The organism is Microbulbifer marinus (assembly GCF_900107725.1).
In the GTDB taxonomy this organism is placed as follows: Bacteria; Pseudomonadota; Gammaproteobacteria; order Pseudomonadales; family Cellvibrionaceae; genus Microbulbifer; species Microbulbifer marinus.
On sequence record NZ_FNQO01000001.1, the window covers coordinates 1243110 to 1259469 of the forward strand.

The 16360-nt window shown below is 60.6% G+C and carries 11 protein-coding genes; 2 read left to right on the top strand and 9 right to left on the bottom strand.

The window, feature by feature from the left end; translation table 11 throughout:
* Positions 1 to 4: 4 nt before the first annotated feature.
* Positions 5 to 1759: an alpha-amylase family glycosyl hydrolase gene (locus tag BLW36_RS05415; RefSeq protein WP_091385907.1), complete on the top strand. Its 1755-nt coding sequence runs from the start codon at positions 5 to 7 to the stop codon at positions 1757 to 1759.
* Positions 1760 to 1784: 25 nt separating this feature from the next.
* On the opposite strand, the gene BLW36_RS05420 is transcribed toward BLW36_RS05415, so the two are convergent.
* The 3 genes from BLW36_RS05420 to BLW36_RS05430 form a co-directional block, all read right to left on the bottom strand.
* A complete protein-coding gene (locus BLW36_RS05420) occupies positions 1785 to 3524 on the bottom strand; it encodes a sensor domain-containing diguanylate cyclase (RefSeq protein WP_170833125.1) in 1740 nt (579 codons plus the stop codon).
* A 14-nt stretch (positions 3525 to 3538) separates the two neighbouring features.
* Entirely contained in the window at positions 3539 to 5260 is a 1722-nt protein-coding gene (locus tag BLW36_RS05425; RefSeq protein WP_139304823.1) for a diguanylate cyclase, read from the bottom strand.
* 339 nt (positions 5261 to 5599) lie between these two features.
* Complete coding sequence (locus BLW36_RS05430; RefSeq protein WP_091385913.1) at positions 5600 to 6811, bottom strand: MFS transporter; 1212 nt, start codon at positions 6809 to 6811, stop codon at positions 5600 to 5602.
* A 450-nt stretch (positions 6812 to 7261) separates the two neighbouring features.
* Between BLW36_RS05430 and BLW36_RS05435 the strand changes: the two genes are divergently transcribed.
* The gene (locus BLW36_RS05435) at positions 7262 to 8161 is read left to right on the top strand and encodes a LysR substrate-binding domain-containing protein (RefSeq protein WP_091385915.1); all 900 of its coding nucleotides are present in this window, start codon (positions 7262 to 7264) and stop codon (positions 8159 to 8161) included.
* 12 nt (positions 8162 to 8173) lie between these two features.
* Here the strand turns inward: BLW36_RS05435 and BLW36_RS05440 are convergent, their stop codons facing one another.
* The 6 genes from BLW36_RS05440 to purF all read right to left on the bottom strand — a co-directional run bounded on the left by BLW36_RS05440 (position 8174) and on the right by purF (position 16330).
* Positions 8174 to 9391, bottom strand: a complete 1218-nt coding sequence (locus BLW36_RS05440; protein WP_091385917.1) for an MFS transporter — start codon at positions 9389 to 9391, stop codon at positions 8174 to 8176.
* Between the two features lie 24 nt (positions 9392 to 9415).
* A complete protein-coding gene (locus BLW36_RS05445; RefSeq protein ID WP_091385919.1) occupies positions 9416 to 11452 on the bottom strand; it encodes a transglutaminase TgpA family protein in 2037 nt (678 codons plus the stop codon).
* Entirely contained in the window at positions 11436 to 12458 is a 1023-nt protein-coding gene (locus BLW36_RS05450) for a DUF58 domain-containing protein (protein ID WP_091385921.1), read from the bottom strand. The genes BLW36_RS05445 and BLW36_RS05450 overlap by 17 nt, the downstream gene beginning before the upstream one ends.
* Positions 12459 to 12462: 4 nt before the next feature.
* Positions 12463 to 13386, bottom strand: coding sequence for an AAA family ATPase (locus tag BLW36_RS05455; protein ID WP_091385923.1), 924 nt, complete (start codon positions 13384 to 13386; stop codon positions 12463 to 12465).
* A gap of 167 nt (positions 13387 to 13553) precedes the next feature.
* Positions 13554 to 14735: an O-succinylhomoserine sulfhydrylase gene (locus BLW36_RS05460; protein WP_091385925.1), complete on the bottom strand. Its 1182-nt coding sequence runs from the start codon at positions 14733 to 14735 to the stop codon at positions 13554 to 13556.
* Positions 14736 to 14842: 107 nt separating this feature from the next.
* Positions 14843 to 16330, bottom strand: a complete 1488-nt coding sequence (purF, locus tag BLW36_RS05465) for an amidophosphoribosyltransferase (RefSeq protein WP_091385927.1) — start codon at positions 16328 to 16330, stop codon at positions 14843 to 14845.
* Positions 16331 to 16360 lie beyond the last annotated feature (30 nt).

Here is a 16360-nt window from a genome sequence, read left to right on the forward strand (position 1 = left end):
GCATATGACTCAGACCCCACTGCAAGAGTGCTCGCGCGAGATCATCGAGAAGAAACTGCATGATCACCTGGCGGTTATCTATCCGGACAAGGACGGCGACAAGCTGGCACAGAAGCTGATGCACGTAATGCGCCTGGACGAGGACTGCCAGAGCCCATTGCCACACAAAAACCTGTGGGATGAAACCGACGTAGTGGTGATCACCTACGGCAATACAATCCTGAGCGAAAAACAGCATCCGCTGAAAGCGCTGCACCACTTCCTTAAGACCCACTTCACCATGCTGATAAACAGCGTGCATATACTGCCGTTCTTCCCCTACTCCAGTGACGACGGTTTTGCGGTGGTTGATTACAAGCAGGTAAACCCAAAACTGGGCGACTGGAGCGACGTGCTGCGGATCAGCACCGACTTTCACCTGATGGCGGATCTGGTCATCAACCACTGCTCTGCCCAGCACGAGTGGTTTATCAACTTCCAGCAGGGCAAGTCGCCGGGTAATGATTACTTTTTCACCGTGGATCCCAATGAAAACCTGTCCGGCGTGGTACGACCCAGAACGACCCCGCTACTGCGTGCCGTATCCAATGGCAGTTCCAGTAAATGTGTCTGGTGTACCTTCGGCCACGACCAGATAGATCTGGATTTTCGCAATCCACAGGTATTGCTGGAAATGGTGGATATTATCCGCCTCTACCTGGATATGGGCGTACGTATTTTTCGTCTGGATGCGGTGGCCTTTCTGTGGAAGAAAATCGGCACCAGCTGCATCAATCTGGAGGAGACCCATGAAATCGTGCGCCTCCTGCGCAGCCTGATCGAATACGCAGATCCAAACGCGGTGATTATCACCGAAACCAATATTCCAAATCGGGAAAACCTGTCCTATTTCGGTAACGCCAATGAAGCACACTGGATTTATAATTTCTCCCTGCCGCCGCTACTGGTCAACAGTTTGGTCAGCGGCAACTGCCGCTATCTGAAGAACTGGCTGATGAGTATGCCGCCGGCACAGAACGGTACCACCTACTTCAACTTCATCGCCTCTCACGACGGCATCGGATTGCGGCCTGTGGAAGGGCTCCTGACTGACGACGAGCAGGAGACACTGATCCAGACCATGGAAAATTTCGGTGGGCAGATTTCCTGGCGCGCTCTGGACGATGGCAACAAGAAACCCTACGAAATCAATATATCGCTATTCGATGCCCTGAAAGGCACCACCGCCGGTGAGGACGAGTGGCAGATTGACCGCTTTATCTGTGCGCACGCGATCATGCTGGCACTGGAGGGCGTCCCTGCTTTTTACCTGCACAGCCTCGTCGGGACTACCAACGACTATCAGCGCATGCTGGAACACGGTCACAATCGTGCTATCAACCGGCGGCAGTGGCAGGAATCAGAGCTCAACCAGAAACTGAAAGATCCGACGACTCACCACCATAAGGTTTTCTACCAGTTGCGCCACCTGATCAAATTGCGGCGCGAGCAACCGGCCTTTCACCCCAACGCCACCCAATTCACGCTGCATCTGGGCGAGCAGATATTTGCCTTCTGGCGACAGAGCATCAACCGCCGCCAGAGCATCTTCTGCCTGAATAATATTTCCGACGCGCCACAGACGGTGCCGTTTTCCAGTATCAATCTGATAGGCACAGACCGCTGGAAGGATCTGGTCAGCGACCAGATTTTTGAGGACATGCTGGGATCGGTGACTCTGCAGCCCTACCAAACGCTGTGGATTACCAATCGCTGGTAATGCCGCAGCACAGTTGAAGATCGGCTCAGGCAGTCTCCAGTGACCGAGCGGATACGACACAATTGCGGCCCTGCTGCTTGGCTTCATATAGCTTCCGGTCGGCCTCGCGGAGCAGCTCGTTCAACGAAGCCTGATATCCGCGCTGAACCACACCGAAACTGGCAGACAGGCGAATACGATTGTTGCCCTTCACTAATTGACAGTTGCCAATCGCGCGACGCAGGCGCTCGGCGAACCTGCAGGCCTGTGCCAGTGTGGTCTCCGGTAGCAGCAGCACAAATTCCTCACCGCCCCAGCGCGCCACCCGGTCCCCCGCCCGGCAGCTGCCGGCAAGCAGATCACCGATCGCCACCAAAGCCTGATCGCCGAACTGATGGCCATGATGGTCGTTTACGTCCTTGAAGTGGTCAATATCCAGCATAATCACGCTGAGCGGACGATCGTGACGTACAGCAGTGCTCCAGATACCGAGCGTATCCTCATAAAAGGCGCAGCGGTTGGGCAGCCCGGTGAGCGAGTCGATGCGGTATAGTCGCCGTGCATTTCTGAGCGCTTCCTCTTGCGAGCGCATCTGACGTGCCAACGCAAGGGACAGTAGCGTTGCCTCGAGCATGATGCCGAATTCAACTCCGTGGAAAGTTACCGCCGTCATCGGAATCACGCCCCTGACCGAGAGCGCAGTCGCCGCTACCCCGAGCATGCTGCACAGCGCGGCACCGAGGAAGTAACGACCCTCCCGCTGCCCGTGTCTGATCGACAGAACACCGAGTAGAACCATCGTGACAGAAAAGAGAGTGACAAAATTGAATGCCAACACGGCGGCATCCACATGACTCCCGATCCAGACAAAATGCACCATCAGTATCAACGCGGCCACGCAAAAGGCGATCACCCACCGTCGGACTGTTGGTGCATGTTCTTGCAGTTTCAGAAAGCAACTTGCAAACAGGAAACCGCAACACCCATACAGCACCATCGAACCGAGAATGACAAAGCGCTGGAAGCCCGGCGCTTCTGGCCACCACCAACTGAAACCGTGGCCGCTATAGCTCAGGCACATGCCGATAAAGCTGGCCAGGTATAGCGCGTAGTAAAGATAACTGCGGGAACGAAAACCGAGATACAGCATCAGGTTGTAGCAGATCAGCGCCAGCAGGAAGCCGAACAAAACGCCGTACCCATATTGCACCCGGTGTTCCGCAGCGGACGTTTCCGCCTGCGAACGCAGGAATACGGACAGCACAAAAGGATCAGGCGTCTGCGCGCGGATAAAGACCTGGCTGTCTCCGGGCGGCAACTGCATAGGCAGCCGGTACCCCACCCCCGGTACCAGGGCTGCGGTGGCTGCCTGGCCATCGCCGGCTTTCCATGCGCGCAGTACGCGACCATCCTGCAGCAAATAGACGTGAAGATGATCCATCCAGGTCTTGCCGAGCGTCAGTGTCTGCGGCAACCAATCCGCGCTGGGATTGCGCAAGTCGAACTGCATCCATACTGGCGATGAACCGATGCCGTAGCTGGCTATCGGGGAATCGCCGCGGTCGAACCGACCGTCCTGCCAGGCCCGGTAAGCCTGCCTGAGTTGCAGCGGGCGACCATGCTCCACCAGAAAGCTGGCGTGTGCTCCCAGCGGCGTGCTGTGCGGCTCGGTGACAAGGATCGGGTGCGCCCGGACACTATTCGTGAATAGGGTGCAGAGGCACAGGACGAGCAACAGCAGGCAACGTTGCCGACCGAAGAAAAACATCGGGAGATTACTCGTCATCAACATGGAAATACCTATGCCGACACCGGTTCGAATACCGGGGGCACTATCTGATTTCTGCCACAGCGCTTGGCCTCGTACAGCCTTTCATCGGCGACGCCAACCAAGTCATTCAAGGTATTCCCAGGCTGCCGCTGCGCGGCGCCGAGACTGATCGTCAGCGGAACGCCCTGCGATTTCGCCAGAATCTGTTGCCGCTCGATACCGCGACGAATCCGCTCTCCGAGCACCGTCGCCTGTACGAGGCCAGTTTCCGGCAGCAGCAATACAAATTCTTCACCGCCCCAACGCGCCAGGATATCGCCCTCGCGGCAGCTCTGTAATAACAGTTTTGCCACCTCCTGCAGGATTTGGTCCCCGCAATCGTGGCCAAAGCGATCGTTTACTCGCTTGAAGTGGTCTATATCCAGCAATATCACACTGATCGGGCGGCCGTGACGTTCCGCGGTACTCCAGACGGGCGTGGTGTCTGTGAGAAAGGCGCGGCGATTCAGCAGGCCAGTCAGGCTGTCGATTCGTGCCAATTGTTCGGCCCTGTGTCTGGCCTGAGTCTGTTGGCGCATGCGGCTGCCGAGTGCAAGCGAAAGCAGCGTTGCCTCGAGCATCAAACCCACCTCAACCGCGCTGATGGTCCACGGGTTTGCAGGCAGCAGGCCGAAGGCAGTCAACAAACCGATACCCAGACCAGCCATGCTGCACAACACTGCGGGCAGGAAGTAAAAGCCCTTGGCTCTATCATGCAGGTAGGCAAAAATACCGAGCAGGACCATGCCCAGTGTAAACACCGAAAACACGCCGTAGCTCAGGTAGACTGCTGCATCGAGCTGCTCGGTGGCAACGAACAGTGCCATGGCGACCACCACCAAAAACGACAGCCGCCTGATCCAAAAGCTGTACCGCGGTGCCACCCCGTCGAGCTGCAGGAATCGCACCGCAAACAGCAGACCGGCAGCGGCGTATAACACCATGGTGGTGAACAGTGCATAGCGCTGGAATTCGACCTGCTCCGGCCACCACCAACTGAAGCCGTGGCCGGTATAAATCACACTGAGTGCCACAAAACTCAGTACATACAACGCGTAGTACAGGTGACTGCGATCCCGCAATCCGAAGTACAGCATCAGGTTGTAGAAAACAAACGCGAGCAGAAAACCGTAAAAGGCACCATAGCGGTAGCGGAAATCCCGACTGGCCGCGCTAAGGTCTTCCTGCACCAGCAGCGACACAGGCAACAGAAAAGCCTCGGCAGTTTCCGCCCGTACAAAGACCTCGGTGCGCCCCGGCAACAGCTCGACGGGAAATGCATACCCCATCGCCGGAACCAGAAACGGCGCTCCGCGCTCGAGATCGCCGCCCTGCCAGCGATGCTCCAGGCGCTCTTGGCGGACCAGGTGTACGTCCAGATTGTCGAGCCACGGCAGTCCCAGGAGCAGTTGATAGGTGAGCGGGCGGTCAGTGGAGTTTATCAGCGCCAGGTGCAGCCACACGGGCGGAGACGCGATCCCGAAGCCGACTGCCGGGCGGTCCTGCCGCCGGAAGGCACCCTGCCGCAGGGCCTGTTGGGCAGCGGTCAGATCGAGCGGCATATCGTGTTCCACCAAATAGCTGGCGCGATCGCCGAGCGGTCCACTGCTGGCGCCGCTCAGAACCACGTCGCCGCGTCGCTTTGCAATATCATCAATACCCGAATTTGCGGCAACAACACCGCCGGATAGCGGCAGTACCAACAGCAACAAATACAGTAGCGCCCGCCGCAACCAGATGGGTGATGGGATTGGGAGAAGGCTGCGATTTCCGTTCGCCGTTGGCGTTGCCAAGTCCGTTAGCCTCTCGATCAGAGTTCGATTGCGGGGTTATTGTGGGCCCTTCAACCAACCGTCATGAAGCCCCGGAGACTCGAAATTATTTTTAGTATCGATGCGACAGCGGACCTATCCCTGCCCTTTCGCCGTTGTTCTGCACCGTGATTGATAAGAGTCTAATTCTCCACAACGGAGTGGGACAGCAATCTGACACCTAATTCTTCTTATTGGTCGCAGATGGCGAAGACCTGACCATATTTTGATCAGGAAATTTCACGATGTTGAGCCGGCGAGCCGCTGCCCCGCCGCAAAGCGGCGCCCCAGCCGCACTTCATTGCCCTGCGCGGGCAGAGCGGGAATATTCTGGGCAAGAAACAGGGAGATGGCGGCCATGGCCGCGCCACACCAGAACACCGCCGCCGGCGACGCCAGCCACAGCAGCCCAAACAGCACGGGAATCACCACCGCCGCGACATGGTTGATGGTAAAGCTCACCGCGGCCGATGCGGCGATATCCCGCTCGTCGACGATCTTCTGGAAATAGGACTTGATCGCGATCGCCATTGAGAAGAAGAGGTGGTCGACGATATAGAGCAGTGCCGCAGCCGTCGCGCTCTCCACCAGCGCGTAGCCACCGAATACCAGTGCCAGGCCGATATACTCAACGGTCAGCGCCTTGCGCTCGCCAAAGCGCACGATAAATCTCCCCATACGCGGCGCGACATACAGGTTCAGCAGGTGGTTGAGAATAAATAACAGAGCGATGTCACCGACGCTGTAACCGAACTTCTCCACCATCAGAAAGCCGGCAAAGACCACAAAGATCTGCCGGCGCGCGCCACTCATAAATGTCAACGCATAGTAGAGCCAGTAGCGCCTGCGCAGTATCAGTTTCTTGTGCTGGCTGTGAGGCTGGGAAAAGTTCGGAAACAGCAGCCAGATCAGCGTCACTATCGCTATCGTAATGCCGCCGCCCAGCATATAGATCCAGCGGTATTCCAGATCGAGCCAGTCGGAGGTCAGCCACACCAGCCCGTAGGCAGCCAGCGACGCCAGCGAACCGGCCGCCAGCATACGCCCGAACCAGATGGCCGACGTCTCTTTCGGCAGCCACTGCAGGGCCAGTGATGACTGCAGGGATTCATAGTAGTGGAAACCGGTGGACATGATCAGCGTGGTCAGCAGCAGGCCGGCCGTCGTCGGAAACCAGCCGGTGAGTGCGACGCCGAGGCCGGTGGCGATCAGGGCGAGGAATGCCAGCCGCTGCTCGCGTATCAGCAGCAGCACGAAAATAACGCTAAACGCGAGAAAGCCGGGTATCTCGCGCACGCTCTGTAACAGACCGATGTCCGCCCCGCTAAAGCTCGCCCGCTCTATCACAAAATTGTTCAGCAGCGCTTGCCAGACGCCGAAAGACAGCGGCATGGCGGTGGCCAGCAGCAACAGCATAATTTCAGGGCGGCGCCAGTTGTACAGACTATTCATCAATAACTTCTACCGTAGAGCTGGCGCTCGACGGCGCCGGGTAGTTGCTCGCTGTGTTCGCAACGGGAACGGCAGTCGGTTCCCGTTGCGGCGGGGCATTCTAACCCAGAACCACCTACGTCTGCCGGATCTGCCGACCGTGAAGGCCGGCACAATAGGTCAAACACCCATAATCTGTGATTATTTCAGCTGTGACCTACCCTCTAGATCCAGCGCACGCGCCGTATCCCCCAGCAGCCTCGCCAGACGATTGCGCAGCCACTCCCTACGCCGCGCTTTCTTCGCTGTTTCGGCCGCTGGCAGCTCTGTGGCTCTGCACTTTTCACTGCTAGTATTGAAATTGACCGACATCCTTCGCTCTCCATTTCCGTTAAAGTACGGGCGCCATTTTCCGGCTGCCTCGCCGGGGAAGCGAACGATTTAATTTTAAGCTAACTATAAGAAGAACTTATGTCTAAAGTCCTGTCCCACCTGGTTGCCCTGCGCTGTGTCGAGGCCGCCGCCCGACATCAGAGCTATTCCAGGGCAGCAGACGAATTACATGTGACCCAGGCCGCGGTCAGCCAGCAGATACGCCAGATAGAGGAGGTGCTGGGCGTAAAGCTATTCGTTCGCCGCGGCCGCAGCATGCAGCCGACCACCAAGGGCAGGCAGCTGGCCGGGCAGCTAAGCAAGGGCTTCCGGGCGATTGTCGATGGCGTACACCAGATCCAGTCGGAGCCGGTTCCAGGAACCCTGAATATCACCACCACCCAATCTATGGCGACCATGCTGCTGATGCCCAACCTGTGGAAGTTCCGCCAGCAGCACCCGGAAATCGATGTGCGTGTGGCGGCATCGAGCGGGCTCGAAGATTTAAGGCACGGGGATATGGACGTGGCCATTCGCTTTGGCTTTTTCGAGCAATCCGAGCTGCACCAGACGATCCTCTTCGAGGATCCCCTGGTCGCCCTCTGCTCGCCGCAACTGCTGGAGCACGTGGATCTCACGGATCCGGAAAACCTCAAGGAGTGCTGGCTAGTCGACGCAAATTACCGGCCCGGGTTTGGCTGGCCGGACTGGCTAAAACTGGCGGGACTTGATTTCCCCGCCGGCGAAATCAAGTGGCTGCAGGTCAGCAATCTTGATGTGGCCCTGAGTGCGGTGATGTCCGGACACGGAATTTTCCTCGGGTCACATATACTGTCGAAACAATTTATCGAGGCCGGGACCCTGGTGAAACCCTTCCCACACCGAATCGAAAACGGTATTCGTTACAGCTTCCTGTACGATGAATCCTCGCCGCGGTTGAAGCGGATTCAGGTGTTCAGAGACTGGCTGTTCGCCCTGGTGAAGGAAGCGGGTGGCTAGGATCCATTCAGGCTACTCGCCTTCACTGACTTCCACGCCCCGCAGTGCGCCGCTCCAGGCGACCAGCACAAAAGCAACCAGGCTGAGGATTCCCGCCCACAGCAGTGTCGTCAGCGGCGCCGCATACTCACTCAGCACACCCGCAGCCAGCGCGCCAAGCGCCGCCGAGCCGAACAGCGCCAGCTGGTAGATGGAAATAATCCGGCTGCGGAACTCGGCCGGGGCAAATAGTTGCACTATCGCCCGCCCGAGGGCCGCCGAAGCCGCGGCCACTGCGCCCCAGCAGGCGCACAGCAGAATAAGGCCGAAAGGGGTTGGGCCGAAGCTGATCGCAACCATCAGCGCGGCGCTGTAAAGCAGACACATCAGGATACCCCGCCCCGGCTGTCTGCCCTGGCCGCGCCGCAACATGGTCGCCGTCGCGGCGACGGTACCGGTGACAAACGCCAGTTGCAACGTGGCGTAATAACTGGCGCCGCGACCGTAGTCCGCCGCCAGTAGCGGCAGTACCACTAGAAAGATACCGATATGCACGAAGCCGTTGAATGCCAACAAGGCAATCAGTTCGCGCAGTTCCGGTCGTCTCCACGCCTGCGACAAACCGTCGAGGATCAGCGCGTGCGGCAACTTATCCTCCGCCGGTGCGGCCGGGCTTTTCTCCCGCAAAGTGAACAGAAATACAGACGCAACCAACAAGACAGCGGCCTGGATACCCAGCAACAACTGCGGTCCCCACTGGTCAAACCGGCTCGCCAGTAACATGCCGATCGCCTGGCCGCCGTATTGGGCCAGCATCATCCAGGTTACTGTTTTCTGTACCCGGCTCTCGCTGGTAAGCCCCTGCCGGTCGCGGGCACTGCGCTGTACCAGGTTGTCGCGGGCGGGCTGCAGGAAAGCGGTGCAGATGCCGAGACAGGCACCGTAGAGCAGCAGCAGCAACAGATTGGGAATGCGATAGGAGAAATACAGCAACAGCCCACCGTGGCACACCGCCAGCCCGAGGGCGGCCAGCGCGGCCACCGCGGCGGAATCGCGCCTGTCCGCCAGCGCCCCGGCGAACAGCAGAAATACCAGGTTCGGCAGCAACACCGATGCCTGAACCCAGCCCAGATGCAGCGCTGGCAGTCCCACCACTGCGACTGCAATCCACGGCAGCAATATCACCTGCAGGCCGGTGGCCAGGGAGGTGCCGCTGTAACCGAGTAGGAATTTTTGCAGTCTTGCAGGCATGATCAGTAAACGCTTGTTCAGAGATTATTCGCCTGTGGCGATGCGGCCGCCGTCAGCGGTTCGCCCAAACACAAAATTGGCTCGCGGTGACCACTGTCGCAGCAGCCGGCGCAGCTGTTTCTCCGCCGCCGGATCCTCGCCATAGGCCGCCCTTTCAAAAGCGGCGGTGATGCGCTCGACCATCGGTGCCAACGCGGGCATCTCGATGCCTACACGGCGGGCAAAATCCCGCGGCGCTTCGCCGGGGCGGCGGGCGATACCCGCGCGGGCCATACGCCGACAGAATTTCTGGTACAGCCGGCTCGCCGGCGGCAGGCGACGGCCGCGGTTGCTGAGCCACAGCCACAGCAACATGCCGGTCAGGGCCAAGGCAACCGGCACCGCGATGAACGCCGCCAGACGCAGCGGGGAGACCTCACCGAGTAGTTTCTTCAGCAGGTTCTCCTGTTTGTCGCTGTCGAAGCTCACCACTGTCTGGTACCAGCGGTAATTGATCATGTCCCACTCCAGCCGCAGCCGATTGAGCACGGAGATGCGATGCAGCTGCAGCAGGGAATCCTGCATGAATTCATCGGCGGCGGCACTCTGCAAACCGTCACGAATGCGTTCCGGTGAGACTGCAGCGGTCGGATCCACCCGCTGCCAGCCGCGCCCGGGAAGCCAGATTTCCGCCCAGGCGTGCGCATCGTATTCGCGCACCAGCAGGTATTCCTCCTGCTCGACCCACTCACCGCCCTGATAGCCGGCCACCACCCGTGCCGGCACCCCCGCGGCACGCATGGTAAATACGTAGCTGCTGGCGAAGTGTTCGCAAAACCCCTGCTGGCTGCCGAACAGAAAATCGTCGATGGAATCCGCCCCCAGTGCCGGCGGCTTCAAGGTGTAAGTGAAACTGCGGTTGAAATATTTCAGTACGTGGGCGGAAATTTCCTCCGCCCCCAGGCCCGAAGCATGGAACTCCTCCGCCCAGGCACGGGTGCGCGGGTTGCCGCCGCGCGGCAGCTGCAGATAGCGGCGATATTCGAAATCGCTCAGCTCGCGGTCATCGGTGAGCGTCTCGCGCGGCCAGGAACGCACATCATAGGCGAAGCGATTGTATACCGGTCGTTTCTTGAGGAGGCGGTCATCGGCGGTCTCACCGACGCCGCGGGTGTCGGAGATCGGCCGTGCCATGGCGAACAGCCAGGGATTATTGGTGGCCTCCTGTATCACCCGGTAGCGATAGCGCGGCCCCACTTCCGGCAGCTTCTGCTCGCGACCCTGCCAGCGTACGACGCCGCCTTCGCGCGGATCCACGCCGAATCCCTGGCTCCAGCGACGTCCGTCAAAGTCGGCGTAGACCAGACCGCGCCAGTAGCGCTGTTCCGGCGGCGGTATCGGTCCGTCGAACGCAATGCGCAGGGCCGGCTTGTCCGACTTCGACAGGCGGGTGAAATCGCCGGGCGTCATCGAGTCGCTGATGCCGGTAGTGGTGCCGGAATTATTCTGTGGCACCGCCCACAGGGGCCCGAGGCGCGGCATCACGATAAACAGCAATAGCATCAGCGGCACTGCCTGGGCCAGCAGGCGCAGGGATAGCCCCAGGGCCCGGCGCGGACGCGCGCTGAAGTGGCCCAGCTGCGCCGCCAGCGCGGCGGTGACCACCACCACACAGACAGTGCCGTAGAGCGCATAGGGAATGGTCTGCTCGTAGACAAACAGTGTGGCAGCGACGAAATACGCCAGTAACAGGCTCAGAAAAGCATCGCGGCGGCTGACCAGCTCGAGGTTTTTCAGTGTGAAGGATATCGCCAGTAACGCCACCATTGGCTCCAGCGCAAACCAGCGCCGATAGGACAGTGCCAGGCCCGCAACCGTCAGCCCCACGACCAGCAGCTTTACCGTGCGCCCCGGCAGGTCACGGCGCCCGCGGAAGACCTCGAGGCGCCAGTAGACGGCAAAGGCCCAGGCACACACGATCCACAGCGGTAGCTGCGCGAAATGCGGCAGCAGCGCGGCGAACTGGGCGGCGAAAATCCACAACAGGCTCTCGCGGGGCAGGAGCTCACTTTGATTGGCCACCGACGCCCCCTTTCACTGGAAACAGTGCCAGTGCCGTCAGCACCCGCTGCAGATGATCGGCCCCCTGCGCCGGCGCCAGCTTGCTACCGGGGATCCGCAACCCGTAGGCGATCTGCTGTCGCTCAGCCTGCAGCGCCCAGTGACACAGGTTGCTAAGGCGGGTCTCCACGTCGCGCCCGCCGAGCAGCTCCCAGTCCAGCCACAGGCGCGTATCGGCATGGCTCTCGTAGTTCTTGTTGTAGAGATCGCGGCCACCGGCATACTGCTTCCAGGCCAGATGGCGCAGGGAATCTCCCGGCTGATAGGGCTTGAGGCCGGCAAAATCGTCGCCGCCGCGAAGCGCCTGCGGCGCGACGGAAAGATCGTCGGATTCGCTGTCACTGAGCGTCGCACCGATCGGCAGGGGGCCGGCGGACAGCGGCTGGGGGAAAACCAGGAATTCGATATCCAGATCGACCCAGCTCCAGCAGCGGAACAGTCCCAGTGGAAAGCGGCTCTCTATGCGTAACCGCGGTGCGCGTACCTTGCCGCGCGCCACTACCGGCAGTGCGACACGGATCTCGGCGCTGCTGCGCTCGTACAGATCCAGATAAGCGCCCTCCTCCGCTGGCCAGCCGACCCGTATCCACTCCCGCACGCGGCTGCCGCTGCGGCTCACATCGATATCCGCTTCAGCGTAGTCGCCGGCAAAGGCCGGGCGCGCTGCCAGCAGTTGCAGCCGCAGGCCGGAGAGATTGGCAAACGTATGCACCGGTAGCACCGCGAACAGGCTGACGAGCAGAAAAGTCAGGGCGATGACAAGGTTGTTCTCATAGTTGGTGCCGAGCAGCCACAGCAGGGCGACCACGAGCAGGAAGCCCATACCGGCGCGCGAAGGCAGGATAAACAGCTTGCTGTGATCCAGGGTGACGCTGCGCGACGGCGGCGAGCGGCGGCTCAGCCAGCGCTGCATCAGCTCGCGCCAGCGGTCGGCAATCGGGCGGGCAATATCGCTCGGGAAGCTCATCGAATCAGGCCGCGATAATGTCGACCTGGCGCATCAATCGCTCCACCAACTGGGTGCCGTCGCCCCAGTCGCCATGGGAATCACTCTGCAGGCGGTGTCCGGCTACCGAAGGCAGCACCGCCTGGATATCTTCCGGCAGCAGGTGACCACGCCCGTGGATCAGCGCCCAGGCACGCGCCGCGTGCAGCAACGCCAGGGCGCCGCGCGGGGAAAGACCCACTGCACACTCCGGGCTCTGGCGTGTGTGCAGCACCAGTCGCTCCAGATAGTCGAGCAAGCTCTCCGAAGCCTTCACCTGCCCCACCAGGCCCTGCATCTTTTTCAATGCCGTGACATCGACGCGCGGCTTCAGCTGTTGCAGCTGCGCCCGCGGATCCGCGCCGAGGAACAGTGCCCGCTCCGCTTCGCGGGTCGGATAACCGAGACTGATGCGCATCAGGAAGCGGTCCAGCTGGGATTCCGGTAGCGAGAAGGTTCCCGACTGATGCAGTGGATTCTGGGTGGCGATGACGAAGAAGGGCTCCGGCAGCGGGCGCGTCTCACCATCGACACTGACCTGGCGCTCTTCCATCGCCTCCAACAACGCACTCTGGGTCTTGGGGGAGGCGCGGTTGATCTCGTCCGCGAGCAGCAGCTGGCTGAACACCGGCCCCTCGTGAAAGCGGAACTGGCCGGAATCGCGCTCGAAGATGGAGACCCCGAGGATATCCGCCGGCAGCATGTCGCTAGTGAATTGCACCCGCTTGTAGGAGAGCCCCAGTACCTGCGCCAGCGCGTGCGCCAGCGTGGTCTTGCCCATGCCGGGCAGGTCCTCGATCAACAGGTGACCGCGGGACAACAGGCAGGCCAGTGCCAGCTTGACCTGATGATCCTTGCCCAACAGAACCTTGCCGATATCGGCGACGATGGCGGAAATTAACTTTTGCACGGCAAATCCATTACTGCTCGGTTTTTCTTTGCGGCCCGTTCATTCAGGCTCAGGGGCGGCCCCACTGCCGGGGCTTCGCATCGCGGGTGATGCGTTATTCAACCTCGACTATTAATCATAGGTGTTTGACACAAGGGCTCTGCCCTTACTGTCACAAACCGCGCCAGTTACAGCTGCGCGAGTCCCCGCAGCAGGTCCCGCTGCAGGTCCTCGACATCCTCCAGCCCCACGGAAATCCGGATCAGGTTCTCGGTGATCCCGGCGCGTGCCTTGTCCTCCTCAGAAAGGCGCCCATGGGTGGTGGTAGCCGGATGCACTATGGTGCTCTTGGCATCGCCGAGGTTGGCGGTACAGGACAGGATCTTGCAGCTGTCGATCACTTTCCATGCCGCTTCACGGCCACCGCGGACGGTGAAACTGAGCACGCCGCCAAAGGCCGACTGCTGTTTGGCGGCCAACAGGTGGCCGGCGTGCTTCGGCAGGCCGGTGTAGTTGACCTTTTCCACCACCGCCTGCTCGTCCAGCCACCAGGCCAGCGCCAACGCATTGCGGGAGTGGGCCTGCATACGCAGGTTCAGGGTTTCCAGCCCCTTCAGGAAAACCCAGGCATTGAACGGGCTCATGCTCGGGCCGGCGGTGCGCAGAAACACCACCAGCTCGTCCATGATTTCCTTTTTGCCCACAGCGACACCGCCGACACAGCGGCCCTGGCCATCCAGGTACTTGGTGGCCGAGTGCACGACAATATCCGCGCCCAGCGCCAGTGGGCGCTGCAGTGCGGGGGTACAGAAACAGTTGTCCACCACCAGCTGTGCGCCGGCGCTGTGGGCCAGCTCGGCGAGCGCGGCGATATCCGCGACTTCACACAGCGGGTTCGACGGCGTCTCCATAAACAGCAGCTTGGTGGATCCGTCCACGGCCCCTTTCCAGGCATCCATATCGGTGAGATCCACGTAGCTCACCCGCACGCCGAATTTTTCCATATAGCGGCCGAACAGAGCGGTGGTGGTACCAAAAACGCTGCGTGAGCAGATGACGCGATCACCGCTTTTCAGCAGCGCCATGCACAGGCTGAGAATGGCCGCCATGCCGCTGGAAGTGGCTACCGCCGCCTCGCCGCCCTCGAGCGCCGCGATGCGCTGTTCGAACATGCGCACGGTCGGATTGGTGTAACGGGAATAGACGTTGCCCTGGCTGTCGCCGGAGAAACGCGCCGCGGCTTCGGCGGCAGAGGGGAATACATAACTGGATGTGAGGAACATCGCCTCGGAGTGTTCGCCTTCCGGCGATCGAACCTGCCCGGCGCGCACCGCCAGGGTATCCAGTGAATAGCCGTCGTCTTCGAACATAAACCGTCCCGGGTCTCTGCTGTTGGGAAGACGGTTATGTTACCCGAATTGGCGTGGGAAGGCGCCCTCCTCCGCGTCGCGGGCGGGGGCGCCGGAGAGGTTGCTGCTTACAGGCTGCCCTGGCTGCCTTTGCCCTGCTTGGCGGCGTCGTTACGCGCGGCGTGCAGCTGCTCCAGGTAGTTCTCGTCAACGTCACCGGTAACGTAGTTACCGTCGAACACCGAGCAGTCGAACTGCTCGATATTTTCGTTGCCCTCGGCGGAGCTCTCCACCAGGTCCTGCAGGTCCTGATAGATCAGCCAGTCTGCCCCGATCTCCTCGCACACCTCCTCGGTTGTGCGGCCGTGAGCCACCAGCTCGCTGGCGGACGGCATATCGATACCGTAGACGTTGGGGTATTTCACCGCCGGTGCCGCGGAGGCGAAGTACACCTTGGCCGCCCCTGCCTCGCGCGCCATCTGGATAATCTGCTTGCAGGTGGTGCCACGCACGATGGAATCGTCCACCAGCAACACATTCTTGCCGCGGAATTCCAGCTCGATGGCGTTCAGCTTCTGGCGCACGGACTTCTTGCGCTGCTTCTGGCCCGGCATGATGAAAGTGCGGCCGATATAACGGTTCTTCACCATGCCTTCACGGAACTTCACGCCCAGGCGGTAAGCCACCGTCTGGCCGGCGGTGCGGGCGGAATCCGGAATCGGGATCACCACGTCGATATCGTGATCCGGGCGCTCACGCAGGATCTTGTCCGCCAGGTGCTCACCCTGACGCAGGCGCGCCTTGTGTACGGATACGCCGTCCATGATGGAGTCGGGACGGGCGAAGTAGACGTGTTCGAAAATGCACGGATTCAGCGAAGAATTCTCCGCGCACTGCTCGGCGTGGACTGTGCCGTCCAGCTCGATATAGATCGCCTCGCCCGGCGCCACATCGCGCACCAGGGTATAGCCCAGCACGTCCAGTGCCACTGACTCGGAAGCCACCATGTATTCGGTGCCCTTGTCGGTCTCGCGCTTGCCGTAGACCAGTGGGCGGATACCGTGCGGGTCGCGGAAAGCGACGATACCGTAGCCGACGATCAGCGCCACACAGGCGTAGCCACCGCGCACGCGTTTGTGCACCGCGCGCATCGCGGTGAAGATGTCCTCCGCTTTCGGCTGCAACTTGTGCTGTTTGTGCAGCTCGTGGGCGAAGACATTCAGCAACACTTCGGAGTCCGAGTCGGTGTTGATGTGGCGCAGGTCCTGCTGGAAGATTTCCTCGGCGACTTCGCGCACGTTGGTGAGGTTGCCATTGTGGGCCATGGCAATGCCGTAGGGGGAGTTGACGTAGAAGGGCTGGGCCAGCGCCGGGCCGGAACTGCCGGCGGTCGGGTAGCGCACATGGCCGATGCCGAAGTTGCCCTTCAGGCGCTCCATGTGGCGCGCGCGGAATACGTCGCGCACCAAGCCGTTGGCCTTCTGCTGGTTCAGACGGTCGTCGTCACAGGTGACGATGCCGGCGGCGTCCTGCCCGCGGTGTTGCAACAGGGTGAGTGCGTCGTACAACTGCAGATTGACGTCACTCTTACCGACGATACCGACAATACCACACATAGTCTTGGCCCTATGGTCGAGAAGGGGCGA